Raw genomic sequence first — 13,171 nt, 5'->3', positions numbered from 1 at the left:
GTAACACCGCGCAACTTCAGGAAAACCCGCAAGCTCAATAGTGCAGCCGAAGCCCGGCGCTCATGGCTTGTGACGGAAGGTTAGAAATGCAGGCCGTCGTTATTGTCGTTCACCTCATGATCGTCGCCGTGCTGATCGGCGCTGTATTGCTGCAGAAATCCGAAGGCGGCGGCCTTGGCATGGGCGGCGGCGCCGGTTTCATGTCGAGCCGCGGAACCTCCAACCTGTTGACGCGGATGACCGCGATTTTGGCGGCAGGCTTCTTTGTCACCAGCCTGTATTTGGCCTGGTCCGCAGGCCTCGATCGCAAGCCGAGCTCGATTCTCACGGGCCCGGCGACGCCGTCCCAGCCCGGAGGGACGCCGATCGCGCCACCGACCAGCGGCGGCGTTCTGGATACGCTGAAGAAGGTCGACGAACAGCAGAGCCCGCCGGCGCCGTCGGGCCCGCAAGCACCGCGTTCGCAATAAAGCAGGGTGGCTATGCAGGACGGCGACTACCGTCCTGCATCAGAACTTCCCATCAATGCTCTGAAATCGCTTTAATTTTCACGTCACCCACAGCCCGGCAAAATGTTCGCTCAAGCGAAGCGATTCGTTTTGGCGAATCGGGGCAGTGGCCTTAAAGGTTGAGTCCCATGGCGCGGTACATATTCATCACCGGCGGCGTGGTTTCTTCGCTCGGCAAAGGTCTGGCTTCGGCGGCACTCGGTGCGCTGTTGCAGGCCCGCGGGTACAAGGTCCGTCTCCGCAAACTCGACCCCTATCTCAACCTCGATCCCGGAACGATGTCGCCGTATCAGCACGGCGAAGTGTTCGTGACCGACGACGGCGCCGAGACCGATCTCGATCTCGGCCATTACGAGCGCTTCACGGGGCGTCCGGCCACCAAGGCCGACAACATCACCACCGGGCGCATCTATCAGGACATCATCACCAAGGAACGCCGCGGCGATTATCTCGGTGCGACCATCCAGGTGGTTCCGCACGTCACCAACGCGATCAAGGAATTCGTCCTCTCCGGCAATGACGAATATGATTTCGTGCTGGTGGAGATCGGCGGCACCGTCGGCGACATCGAGGGGTTGCCGTTCTTTGAAGCCATCCGTCAGCTCAAGAACGAATTGCCGCGCGAGCACGCGGTCTACATTCATCTGACGCTGCTGCCGTTCATCCCGAGCGCCGGCGAGTTGAAGACCAAGCCGACCCAGCACTCGGTGAAGGAGCTGCGTTCGATCGGCATCCAGCCGGATATCCTGCTGTGCCGCACCGACCGCGAGATACCGAAGGAAGAGCGGCGCAAGCTCGGCCTGTTCTGCAACGTGCGCGAAAGCGCCGTGATCGAGGCGAGGGACGTCGACAACATCTACGCGGTGCCGCAAGCCTACCACGAGGCCGGCCTCGACGACGAAGTGCTGGCCGCGTTCGGCATCGCGCCGAAGATTCCGCCCGCGATGCAGAGCTGGAACGACATCAACGAGCGGGTGCGCAACCCCGAAGGCGCGGTGACCATCGCCATCGTCGGCAAATACACCGGCATGAAGGATGCGTATAAATCGCTGATCGAGGCGCTGTCGCATGGCGGCATCGCCAACAAGGTGAAGGTCAATCTCGACTGGATCGAGAGCGAGGTGTTCGAGCACGAGGATCCGGCGCCGTTCCTCGAACACGTCAACGGCATCCTGGTGCCCGGCGGCTTCGGCCAGCGGGGCGCCGAAGGCAAGATCCGCGCGGCGCAGTTCGCGCGTGTGCGCCACGTGCCGTATTTCGGTATTTGCTTCGGCATGCAGATGGCTGTGATCGAAGCCGCGCGCAATCTCGTCGGCATCGAGGACGCCAATTCCACCGAGTTCGGTCCGACCAGGGAGCCGCTGGTCGGCCTGATGACCGAATGGCTGCGCGGCAACGAACTCGAGAAGCGATCGAAGTCCGGCGATCTCGGCGGCACGATGCGGCTCGGCGCTTATCCGGCGACGCTCAATCGCGGCAGCCGGGTGTCGGCGGTCTATGGCGGCGCCACCGAGATTTCGGAGCGCCACCGCCACCGCTACGAGGTCAACACCGCCTACAAGGACCGCCTCGAACAGCACGGCCTGCGCTTCTCGGGCCTGTCGCCCGACGGCGTGCTGCCGGAGATCGTCGAATATGAGGACCATCCCTGGTTCATCGGCGTGCAATTCCATCCCGAACTGAAATCGCGCCCGTTCGAGCCGCATCCCTTGTTCGCTTCGTTCATTCAGGCGGCGGTGGTGCAGTCGCGGCTGGTGTGACGAGAAGCTGCGCCACCAGCCTTTGACGAACGCGCCAATTGTTGCGACAAACCGCTTCCGTTACCTGCAAGAACAACAATCAGGGGAGCAAAACCGATGATTATGGAAATGCGTGTCTATCGCTGTCTGCCGGGCCGTCTGCCGGCGCTGATGAAGCGCTTCGATACGCTGACGCTGAAATTGTGGGACAAGCACGGCATCAAGCAGGCCGGCTTCTACACCACGCTGATCGGGACCTCCAACCAGGAACTGACCTATTTCGTCGCCTGGGATTCGCTCGCCGACCGCGAAAAGAAGTGGACGGCATTTCAGTCCGATCCCGATTGGATCGCCGGCCGGGCCAAGAGCGAAGAAGACGGCCAGATCATCGACAACATCGTCAGTCAATTGCTGGTGCCGACGGCTTTCTCCTCGGTGAAGTAACCTTGCGTGCAACCCTGATATTCCGGGGTTAAGCAGGGTTGATCCTGATGGCGCGGACCGGCATGGTCCGCGTTGAGCAAAGGAAAATCCCTTGAGCGCGAACATCTCTGCAGCACCGGTGGTGACGGCTGGTCCGGTCAAATTCGGCAACCACTTGCCGATTTCGATCATCGCCGGGCCATGCCAGCTCGAAAGCCGCAGCCATGCGCTCGAAGTGGCATCGGCGCTGAAGGAGATTGCGGGCCGTCTCAACGTCGGGCTCGTCTACAAGACCTCGTTCGACAAAGCCAACCGCACCAGCGCCTCGGCCGCGCGCGGCATCGGGCTGAAGCAGGCGCTGCCGATCTTCGCCGAGATACGTTCCTCGCTCGGACTGCCCGTGCTGACAGACGTGCACGAGGCCTCGCAATGTGCCGAGGTGGCGCAGGCGGTGGACGTGCTGCAGATTCCGGCCTTCCTGTGCCGGCAGACCGACCTGCTGACGGCGGCGGCCGCGACCGGCAAAATCGTCAACGTCAAGAAGGGGCAGTTCCTGGCGCCGTGGGACATGGCCAACGTCGTCAGCAAGATCACATCAGGCGGCAATCCGAACGTGCTGGTCACCGAACGCGGCGCATCCTTTGGCTACAACACCTTGGTGTCTGACATGCGTGCGCTGCCGATCATGGCGCGTACCACCGGCGCGCCGGTGATTTTTGATGCCACCCATTCGGTGCAGCAGCCGGGCGGGAAGGGCACTTCATCGGGCGGCGAGCGCGAATTCGTGCCGGTGCTGGCACGCGCGGCGGTCGCGGTCGGGGTGGCCGGCGTGTTCATCGAGACCCACCCCGACCCTGATAACGCGCCGTCGGACGGACCCAACATGGTGCCGCTGCGCGAGTTCGAAGCGCTGGTGAAGACCCTGATGGGGTTCGATGCGCTCGCCAAGAACTTAACTGCCAGCAGCACGGCGCGCTGATGGCGCGGGCCATGCCGTGACCGCAGCAACCAACCGCCTGCCGCCGGCCCTCAACATCATCGCACTCGCGACCTTTGCGGCCAGCCTGTCGGCCCGCGCGCTCGATCCTGTGTTGCCGCACGTCGCCGAGGATTTCAGCGTCAGCATCGCCGCCGCTGCCGGCTTTGCCGCCGTGTTCGCGTTCACCTTCGCAATCATCCAGCCCGTGCTCGGCGCCACCGCCGACATGTTCGGCAAGGCACGGCTGATGATCGTCTGCCTGGTGCTGCTTGGCATTGCCAACATCCTGGGCGCGATGGCGACGTCGTTCCCGGAACTGTTTGCAACGCGCATCCTCGCCGGTATCGGCTCCGGCGGGGTGTTTCCGATTGCGCTCGGCCTGACCAGCGATCTCGTCGGCCCCGAGAAACGCCAGCTCGCGATCGGGCGCACGCTGATGGGCTCGATGTCCGGGAACCTGCTCGGAGCCTCGTTCTCCGGATTGATCGGCGATTTCATGGGCTGGCGCGGCGTGCTGGCGATCCTCGGTGCGCTGGTCGTGCTGGCGGCGATTGCGGTGGCGGCTGGATTTCGCGGCGCCGATCTGAAACATCCGCCGCGGACCAGCCTCTCGGCACTCGCACATGGCTACCGCACCATCTTCACCAACCCGAACGCGCGCATCTGCTATTCGGCGGTATTCATCGAAGGCTGCTGCGTCCTCGGCCTGTTTCCCTTTATCGCCGCCTTCCTGTTCGACCTCGGCGAGACCTCGCTCTCGATCGCCGGCATCGTGATCGCTGGCTTTGCGGTCGGCGGCCTGTTTTACACCATGACGATTTCGCGTTTCCTGCCCCGGATCGGCGTCAAGGGCATGATGCTGGCAGGAGCGACGCTGGTCGCGGTGCAACTCGTTGCGGTCGCGATGGGACCGCAATGGAAGCTCCAGGCCTTGAGCCTGCTGTTCATGGGCTGGGGCTTTTACATGATCCACGGCTGCCTGCAGGTATTTGCCAGCGAGCTGTCGGTCGAAGCGCGCGCAACCGCGCTGTCGCTGCACTCGTTCTTCTTTTTCATGGGCCAGACGCTCGGCCCGATCGCCTACGGCTTCGGCATCCAGCACGCCGGCAAGGTGCCGACCTTGCTCACCGCCGCGGCCATCATGGTCGCGCTCGGAATCGTCTGCGCGCGGCTGTTGAAGCAGACCCGGCCGGCGGATGCACGGCCGGGCTAGCTTCGGATCGAGCCCTCGCTATTCCATCTTGATTCCGGCGTCGGTGATCACCTTGCGCCAGCGCGCGATCTCTTCAGTGACGAAGCCACGGAATTCCTCCGGGCTGCTGCCCATCGGGACGATTCCCTGTTCGACCAGTTTTGCCTGCAATGCCGGGTCGGCGAGCGCCTTCCTGGCCTCGGCGGAGACGCGCTCGACGATCTCCTTTGGCGTGCCCGCCGGTGCGATGATTCCGGCCCAGGTGCCGGACACGAAATCCGGCACGCCCTGTTCGGCCATCGTCGGCACGTCGGGCGCCGCCGGGATGCGCTCTTTCGCGGTGACGACGATCGCCTTGGCGTTCCCGGAGCGCACCTGCGGCATCAGCGGGCCAACGATGTCGAACATCACGTTGATCTGCCCGCCGACGGTATCTTGCAGTGCGCCGGCCGTGCCCTTGTAGGGAATGTGCTGCATTTTGATGGCTGTGCGGCTCATGAACATCTCCATGGTGAGATGTGCCGCAGCGCCGATGCCGCTCGACGCAAAATTGAGCTCGCCCGGCTTGGCCTTCGCGAGCGCGATCAGCTCTTTCAAATTGTTCGCCGGCACCGAGGGATGCGCGATCATGATCAGCGGTGCGACGCTCATCAGCGACACGTAGCTGAAGTCCTTCAGCGTGTCGTAGGGCAGCTTTGGATTGAGCGTGGCGTTTGCCGCATGCGCCGCGATCACGGTGCCGAACGTGTAGCCGTCGGGTGCGGACTTGGCGACGACGTCGGTGCCGATGATGGCGTTGGCGCCGGGCTTGTTCTCGAAGACGATGGGCTGGCCGAGCGCATCGGAGATCTTTTGCCCGACCAGGCGGGCCATCAGATCGGTGTAGCCGCCCGGCGTGTAGGGGACGACCATGCGGATCGACCGGTTCGGCCAGCCTTGTGCCCAAGCGCCACTTGCGCAGGTCAGCAGAACGGCAAGCGCTGCAAGAGCGCGGAATAGATATTTCATGATGTAGTTTCCTCGACAGCCAGCGTCTGAAATGCGCGGCGCTTCCTGCGGGCAGGCTACATCATGTGGATGTGAGTGAGATAGGTGTCGAGGCAACGCCTCCTGTTGCGCAAGGTGCATGGCTAGCTGTCTGACTTGGGTGTGCAATGCATGCCGGAGTGCACGTGCGACGGATCAGGATCAACTGGTTCACGCCCTGGCTGTGTCGCCTCGCGCTAATTTCCCATCGCCCGCGCCAGCAAGGCCTGCGCCTGCCTGGTTGCTTCAGCAAATGACGGCTGCTGCGGCGCGCGCTCGGTAAAGCATTTCTTGTAGGCGTCTTCGCCCTTTTGCCTGAGATCGCCGAGCTTGTCGTAGGCCTTGCTGTCGATCCGCTTGGACTGCAGATCGTCAGCAGCCTTGTCGGCCTTCTTGTCGTAATCCGCCTTGATCGCAACGCAGGCCGGGACCTCCACCTTGGGCTTGATCGATCCATAGGCGACGTAGACCTTGCCGTTGGCCAGCGCCGAAACGAACACTTCATCCGCGGCCTCAGGCACGGCGTCCTGGGTTCGCCCGCCCAGCATCGCAAAGGCTGACGTGGCGGAGGCGGGTTTGGCGATCGGCAATTCGCTGAAGTTCACGACCGCCGCATCCGTCGAGATCGCCTGGGTGTAGAAGCTTTCGTCCTTGAGCGCGGCGCCGATCTGTTGCGGCACGTTCTTGAGTTTCTTGCCCCACCAGTCCTTGTGCGCGCGCAGCCAGCGCTCGAACAGCGGCTGCGTCGTCACGATGATATGAGACTTCGGCTCGACATATTGGCCGTCGCGCCCATTCTGGCCGGACTTCTCGCCGTTGTCGCCCAATTCGGAGTCGAAGCGCACGCCGTCGAGCAGGCCAAAGCCCATGTCGCCCTTGGACAAGGCATCGAGATTGAGCCTGGCCGTTCCAAATCCCTTGCGAGCGGATTCGGCGACGATCGGCGCGAGCTTCGCCAAGAGATCAGCGCGCAGCGATTCCGTCAGCTTGAGGGCCTCGTCGTCCTTCTTGTCCGCGTACATTTTCGTGATTTTCTCGATCGCGGCGTCGCGGGCTGCGATGTAGCGGTCCTCGGGCGAGGCAGGCGCGGCGTTGGCGCTTGCAAGCGCCCCGAGGACGCACGAAGCGGCGGCAAGTCGGATGAAGGCGGCGAGTGGCTTTCGCATGGGCGGTTGTCGGGACTACCGGCCGTTAGGTTCAACCCCGGCCGCGATAGGGCGCGACGCCCTGGTCGGGGACCCATACGCCCTTGGGCAGTTTGCCGGTCTGCCAGAACACGTCGATCGGGATGCCGCCGCGCGGATACCAGTAGCCGCCGATGCGCAACCATTTCGGCTTGATCTCGGTCGCGATCCGTTTGCCGATCGAGACCGTGCAATCCTCATGGAATGCGCCGTGATTGCGGAAACTCGCCACATAGAGTTTTAGCGATTTGGATTCCAGGAGCCACTGGCCCGGCACGTAATCGATCATCAGATGGGCGAAATCCGGCTGTCCCGTCACCGGGCAGAGCGAGGTGAATTCGGGCGCCGTGAACCGCACCAGATAATCGGTGTCCTTTTGCGGATTGGGCACCCGGTCCAGCGTCGCCTTCTGGGGGGTGTCGGGCCATTCCACGGCGCGGCCGAGTTGCAATGATTTTTTCGCCATGATGATCGTCCTGTTGCGACCGCTGACATGGACGCATCAGGCTTGGCCGTCAACCGTCAGCGCGAAGCAGGGTTGGCGAGAAACTGCGCCAGCGCCTTGCGCTCGGCGGCATCCTCGATCCCGCGCATCGACATCCACAGCCCCGGAAACATCTCGGCGGGATCGGCCAGGAAGCTTTCCAGACGCGGCACATCCCAGCGCAAACCATCATCGCGTGCCTTGCGCAGCACCGGCGAATAGTCGAACGCCGGATCGCCGCCGACCACGCGCCCGGCCACGCCGGCAAGATTGGGGCCGGGCAGGCCGCGCTCGGTGGGATCAAGGCTGTGGCAGGCCCGGCATGGCGCGAACAGCCGCGCGCCGTTTTCGTCCGCCGAGGCGGGGGCGGCAGCCAGCATCGGCAGCAGCAACAGGAACGCGAACCATTTCACGCAGGCGCGATCGTCTGGATCACGACCAGGCGGTTGGTGCCGGACTCGCCGCCCCAGGTCTCGCCGGGCTTGCCGTCGAGCTGCCGCACATTCGCGCCGGCCTTGTCGCTCGGGAACGCATTGAATTTCTCGGTCACGGGATCGAAGCGCACGATCGCATTGGCGCCGAAATCGGTGACCCAGACCTTGTCCTTGTCGTCGACATAGACCGCATAGGTGCGCGGGTTGTCGCCGGGCAGCTTCCAGGCCTTCCAGGAGCCATCAGAAGGATCGTGCATCGACACGTTGCCGCTGTTCCATTCGCTGACCCAGATCCGGCCCTTCGAGTCCGACCACACCCGGCGCGCGCCCTGATTGGGCGTCGGCGGGTCGACCACGGTGGCGTTGCCGGTTGCCGGATCGATTTTCGCGATGTGATTGCCAGCGAGCGAGGCGTACCAGATGTCACCCTTCGGCGTGATGGTCATGCCATAGGTGCCGCGGCCGCGCGGCGACTTGAAGACCGTCATGTCGCCCGATTTCGGGTCGAGCCGGCCATAGATGCCGGACTGGCCGGTGAACCAGTAGATGCCGTTTTTGTCGAACACGGCGGTGTTGAGGTTGGCATAGGCTTCGTTCTCGGGCAGGCGAAACAGCGTCACCTTGTGATCGCTGGGATCGACGCGGGCGATCGCGTTCTGCCCACCTTCGGTGACCCACGGCGCGCCATCGGGACCGATGATGACGCCATGGGGAGCGGCGCCCTTGCCGAGGTCGACCAGCTTGTATGACCCATCGCGCGGATCGAGCCGCCCCAGCGTGCCGTTGCGCTGGCCGCAGAACCACATCGTGCCATCGGGCGCCGGCGTGACGTCGCGCGAGCCCATGCCTGCGGCGACCGGATAATATTTGACGCGGAACGGGCTCTCCTGGGCATCCGCAAGCCGTGCAAGCGCAGGCGTGGCTAAAATTCCGGCAGCGGAAATTTTGAGAAACTGGCGGCGATTCATTGCGTTACCCCGGTTCTTGAACGAGAAGGTTTGGACGCGAAGATCAACCCTGGATCAGCATAGTCTTACCACATTGGCCCGTCAGTCGAAGCCACCAGACTAGCCGTTCACATTTGCTTGCGCGCCGTGTAAGACGCGCCCAAATCCAGCCCCGGAACCATCCAGGAAAGTGCAAGACATGACCGCCATCATCGACATCATCGGCCGCGAAATCCTCGACAGCCGTGGCAATCCCACCGTTGAAGTCGATGTGGTGCTGGAAGACGGCTCGATCGGCCGCGCTGCGGTGCCTTCTGGCGCCTCCACCGGCGCCCATGAGGCGGTCGAACTGCGGGACGGCGACAAGAAGCGTTACCTCGGCAAGGGCGTGCAGAAGGCGGTCGAGGCCATCAACGGCGAAATCTTCGAGGCGCTCGCCGACCGCCCCGTTGAAGAACAAGTCCAGATCGACCAGATCATGATCGATCTCGACGGCACGCCGAACAAGAGCCGGTTAGGTGCCAACGCCATCCTTGGCGTTTCCCTGGCCTGCGCCAAGGCGGCCGCGGAATCCTTCGACATGCCGCTCTATCGCTATGTCGGCGGCACCTCGGCGCGCACTCTACCGGTGCCGATGATGAATATCATCAATGGCGGCGTGCACGCCGACAACCCGATCGACTTCCAGGAATTCATGATCCTGCCGGTAGGGGCGGCGACCTTCGCCGAGGCGCTGCGCTGCGGCGCTGAAATCTTCCATACGCTGAAGGGCGAACTGAAGAAGGCCGGTCACAACACCAATGTCGGCGACGAGGGCGGTTTCGCGCCGAACCTGCCGTCGGCGGATGCCGCGCTCGAATTCGTCGTCAGCGCAATCGGCAAGGCCGGCTACAGTGCGGGCAGCGACGTCATGCTCGGCCTCGATTGCGCCGCGACCGAGTTCTTCAAGGACGGCAATTACGTCTATGGCGGCGAGAACAAGACCCGCTCGCGCTCCGAGCAGGCGAAATATCTCGCCGATCTCGTCGCGCGCTATCCGATCGTCACGATCGAGGACGGCATGTCGGAAGACGACATGGACGGCTGGAAGGAATTGACCGACCTCGTCGGCAAGAAGTGCCAGCTGGTCGGCGACGATCTGTTCGTCACCAATGTCACAAGGCTCGCCGACGGCATCAAGAACGGCCGCGCCAACTCAATCCTGATCAAGGTCAACCAGATCGGCACGCTGACCGAAACGCTTTCCGCCGTCGAACTGGCGCACAAATACGGCTACACCTCTGTCATGTCGCACCGTTCCGGCGAGACCGAGGATTCCACCATCGCCGATCTCGCGGTCGCCACCAATTGCGGCCAGATCAAAACCGGATCCTTGGCGCGCTCCGACCGCACCGCCAAGTACAATCAATTGCTGCGCATCGAACAGCAACTCGGCGCGCAGGCGAAATACGCTGGGCGGGCGGCGCTGAAGGCGCTGGTTTAAAGCTAGCGCGCCGCAGCAAGCCGGCTAGCCGGCTTGCTGCTCGGCGGTTTCGCGGTGATCTGGCGCTTCGCCATGCTGGACTTGGCCGTGCTGGCCTTGGCCTGAACGACCTGTTTCTGCCGCTTCTTCGCATCGGCGGCCGCCGTCTTCGTTCCGCCGCGGCGGGACGCATATTCCGGGCCGTCGATCGGGCCGACATGCGGTGGATCGTAGGCGAGATACGGCCTGCCGATCCCGAACTGTTTTCCGTTCGCGTCGACCCATTTCCAGAGCGCTTCGGTGGAAGCCCATCGCTGCGCGCGATTGCCGCCGTTGACGCTCACAATATCGGCGGCAAGCCCGCGGCCATAGCCGCCGCGCAGACTGCCGCCGTGAAACGACCGGTTGGCCGCCGCCTTCAGGCCGCTTGCGATCGATTGACGGTAGTCGTCGCGGAAGGCGCTGGTGATGCCAGGTCGCAGTCCGGCGGCCTCGGCGGCGTAGAGCGTATGAAACAGCTTGATCTTGAAGCTGCGATCCATGCCGCCGATCACGTAGTCCATCATCGGCATGCCGACTCGTTCCGCCGCCTTGGGATCCTTCCACGTGAAATCGTTATCGACGAGCTTGGTAAAGCTTCTGGTGACCGTCACCAGTTTGCCCTTCCTCTTGATCGTCACTTTCCTGAGCTCACGCTCCTTGGTTGTGTCCTCCTTGGGCGTCCGCTGGTAAAGCGCCCACAGAAACTGGTCGATGCAGGCCTCTGCCACCTGGCATTCGCCGACAAGCTCGACGCGGCCGGGCGTCGTTGCGGCGGCTGTGCTTGCGGTTGGCGCCGGGAAGGTCGGGATTTCCGGCGGCAGAATTTCCGCAGGATCGCTCAGCGCGGCTACGACGATGGTGTGCTGCTTGTCCGGGGCGGCTGTGACGGCGACGGCCACCTCCGGGTTGGACGTGCTGGCGGTTGGCGCCTGGACGGTTGGGACTACCGGCGGTAGCATTTCTGCCGGATCGTTGAGCGCGGCCACGACGATGGTTTGCTGCTTGTCCGGCGCTGCTGCGGCGTCGACCGCCACCTCCGCCAGAAGTTCGGCGGCCTTTGCCACGTCAGCACGCTTGATGATCGGATTGCCTGTCGTAGCGGCTGAATGGCTCATCGCGGATGCCGGCGGTGCGGCCACCAAGGCGGCGTTGGCGGCAAGAGATGGTGCGAGGCGGTCCACGACGCGCACCGCGTTGACCTTCTCCGTGCCGGTCAAACCGACGACGGCAAACCACACCACAAGTCCGCCCGTGAAAACGAGCGTGGGCCACATCTCGGTAGCAAGCCGACGCGGGTTCATGATTCCAGCCTCCGAGGCTCGAGTCAGTTGCACAGCTAAGCACGCGACGCCCCAATGTTTCGGCTCACAATGTGGGCGTGCAAGGGCGGAAACGGCTGTTACGGGACGGTTTCCGGGAACTGTTGCCGGAGTGCAACGCGTCGGCGGACCCTGGTTCGGGCGCGCAATTTGATTGAAATTGCTGATACCGGTGGACATCACCGCTGGCCGCGACCATATCGCTGACACAAAGCGCGGATCGGCAACGCCGAACCGCCGGCAGGGAGGAATTAAGTATGAGTGACGGCAACACCGGGCTGCAGCTGCGTTCGCTGCTGAAGAAGAGCGGCGAACTCGAGCTATCTCTGGCCAGCGTCCCGACTCCAGAACCGGCCGACGATGAGGTCGTCGTTCGCGTCGAGGCCTCGCCGATTAATCCGTCCGACCTCGGGCTCCTGATCGGCCCCGCCGACATGTCGACGGCCAAGGTCTCGGGCACCAAGGACCAGCCTGTGGTCACGGCGAAGATGCCGGAAGCCGTGATGCGGATGATGGGGGCGCGGCTTGATCAGTCGCTGCCGGTCGGTAACGAGGGCGCCGGCACCGTGATCCGAACCGGATCGTCGGATGCCGCCAAGGCGCTAATGGGCAAGACGGTCTCGATGATCGGCGGCGCGATGTACGCGCAGTATCGCACGTTGAAGGTGAGGGACGTGATGGAGCTGCCGGCCGGCACCACCGCCGCCGACGGTGCGTCCTGGTTCGTCAATCCACTGACCGCGCTCGGCATGACCGAGACCATGCGGCGCGAAAATCACAAGGCGCTGGTGCATACCGCTGCCGCCTCGAACCTCGGCCAGATGCTCAACAAGATGTGCATCAAGGACGGCATCGGCCTCGTCAACATCGTGCGCAGCAAGGAGCAGGCGGATATCCTGCACAAGATCGGCGCCAAATATGTCGTCGATTCCACCGCCGACGGCTTCATGGACGATCTCACCAATGCGCTGGTGGAGACCGGCGCCACGATCGCGTTCGATGCCATCGGCGGCGGCAAGCTTGCGAGCCAAATCCTCACTTGCATGGAGACGGCGGCCAACAAGACCGCCAAGGAATACAGCCGCTACGGCTCGAATGTGTTTAAGCAGGTCTATATCTACGGCAGCCTGAACACCGGTCCGACTGAGTTGAGCCGCGCGTTCGGCTTGACCTGGGCGGTCGGCGGCTGGCTGCTCACGCCGTTCCTGCAAAAGATCGGCCCGGCCGACATCGGCAAATTGCGCCAGCGCGTCGCCTCCGAACTCAAGACCACGTTTGCCAGTCACTACACCAAGGTGGTGTCGCTGCAGGAGACGCTCGATCTCGCCAATATCGACGTCTACAACAAGCGCGCCACCGGCGAGAAATTCCTGATCAATCCGAGCAAGGGGTAATGGTGGAGGGCTAGGAAGTTTCAACGTTTTCACAGCG

13 protein-coding genes are annotated in these 13,171 nt (G+C 63.4%); 7 read left to right on the top strand and 6 right to left on the bottom strand.

Annotation, left to right across the window (positions count from 1 at the left end; all coding sequences use genetic code 11):
- Positions 1-86 precede the first annotated feature (86 nt).
- The 5 genes from secG (at position 87) to JQ574_RS32620 (ending at position 4,863) form a co-directional block, all read left to right on the top strand.
- Positions 87-470 carry a preprotein translocase subunit SecG gene (secG, locus tag JQ574_RS32640; protein WP_192739556.1) on the top strand — a complete coding sequence of 128 codons (384 nt, stop codon included), beginning with the start codon at positions 87-89 and terminating at the stop codon, positions 468-470.
- A gap of 167 nt (positions 471-637) precedes the next feature.
- Positions 638-2,269 (top strand): CTP synthase, encoded by a 1,632-nt coding sequence (locus tag JQ574_RS32635; RefSeq protein ID WP_212214383.1) that lies wholly within the window; start codon positions 638-640, stop codon positions 2,267-2,269.
- A 96-nt stretch (positions 2,270-2,365) separates the two neighbouring features.
- The gene (locus JQ574_RS32630; RefSeq protein WP_192739554.1) at positions 2,366-2,692 is read left to right on the top strand and encodes an NIPSNAP family protein; all 327 of its coding nucleotides are present in this window, start codon (positions 2,366-2,368) and stop codon (positions 2,690-2,692) included.
- 91 nt (positions 2,693-2,783) lie between these two features.
- Positions 2,784-3,650, top strand: a complete 867-nt coding sequence (gene kdsA, locus JQ574_RS32625) for a 3-deoxy-8-phosphooctulonate synthase (protein ID WP_212214380.1) — start codon at positions 2,784-2,786, stop codon at positions 3,648-3,650.
- 16 nt (positions 3,651-3,666) lie between these two features.
- Positions 3,667-4,863: an MFS transporter gene (locus tag JQ574_RS32620; RefSeq protein ID WP_212214376.1), complete on the top strand. Its 1,197-nt coding sequence runs from the start codon at positions 3,667-3,669 to the stop codon at positions 4,861-4,863.
- An 18-nt stretch (positions 4,864-4,881) separates the two neighbouring features.
- Here the strand turns inward: JQ574_RS32620 and JQ574_RS32615 are convergent, their stop codons facing one another.
- The 5 genes from JQ574_RS32615 to JQ574_RS32595 form a co-directional block, all read right to left on the bottom strand.
- Entirely contained in the window at positions 4,882-5,850 is a 969-nt protein-coding gene (locus JQ574_RS32615) for a tripartite tricarboxylate transporter substrate binding protein (RefSeq protein ID WP_212214373.1), read from the bottom strand.
- Between the two features lie 215 nt (positions 5,851-6,065).
- Positions 6,066-7,034 (bottom strand): hypothetical protein, encoded by a 969-nt coding sequence (locus tag JQ574_RS32610; RefSeq protein ID WP_212214370.1) that lies wholly within the window; start codon positions 7,032-7,034, stop codon positions 6,066-6,068.
- A gap of 31 nt (positions 7,035-7,065) precedes the next feature.
- Positions 7,066-7,518: a preQ(1) synthase gene (queF, locus tag JQ574_RS32605; RefSeq protein WP_212214367.1), complete on the bottom strand. Its 453-nt coding sequence runs from the start codon at positions 7,516-7,518 to the stop codon at positions 7,066-7,068.
- A 56-nt stretch (positions 7,519-7,574) separates the two neighbouring features.
- The gene (locus JQ574_RS32600; RefSeq protein ID WP_212214364.1) at positions 7,575-7,949 is read right to left on the bottom strand and encodes a cytochrome c family protein; all 375 of its coding nucleotides are present in this window, start codon (positions 7,947-7,949) and stop codon (positions 7,575-7,577) included.
- Positions 7,946-8,938, bottom strand: a complete 993-nt coding sequence (locus JQ574_RS32595) for a lyase (RefSeq protein ID WP_212214362.1) — start codon at positions 8,936-8,938, stop codon at positions 7,946-7,948. Before JQ574_RS32595 ends, JQ574_RS32600 begins: the two co-directional genes overlap by 4 nt.
- Positions 8,939-9,116: 178 nt before the next feature.
- Here JQ574_RS32595 and eno point away from each other — a divergent pair, with 178 nt between their 5' ends.
- A complete protein-coding gene (eno, locus tag JQ574_RS32590) occupies positions 9,117-10,400 on the top strand; it encodes a phosphopyruvate hydratase (protein WP_212214360.1) in 1,284 nt (427 codons plus the stop codon).
- 2 nt (positions 10,401-10,402) lie between these two features.
- Here eno and JQ574_RS35375 read toward each other — a convergent pair whose 3' ends face one another.
- Positions 10,403-11,722 (bottom strand): hypothetical protein, encoded by a 1,320-nt coding sequence (locus tag JQ574_RS35375; RefSeq protein WP_312014771.1) that lies wholly within the window; start codon positions 11,720-11,722, stop codon positions 10,403-10,405.
- 275 nt (positions 11,723-11,997) lie between these two features.
- On the opposite strand from JQ574_RS35375, the gene JQ574_RS32580 reads away from it, so the two are divergent.
- A complete protein-coding gene (locus JQ574_RS32580; protein WP_212214358.1) occupies positions 11,998-13,134 on the top strand; it encodes a zinc-binding dehydrogenase in 1,137 nt (378 codons plus the stop codon).
- Positions 13,135-13,171: the final 37 nt, after the last annotated feature.

The sequence above is a fragment of the Bradyrhizobium sp. AUGA SZCCT0158 genome (assembly GCF_018130065.1).
In the GTDB taxonomy this organism is placed as follows: Bacteria; Pseudomonadota; Alphaproteobacteria; order Rhizobiales; family Xanthobacteraceae; genus Bradyrhizobium.
The sequence above is the reverse complement of the archived record's forward strand: the minus strand, read 5'-3'. Positions and strand labels throughout refer to the sequence as shown.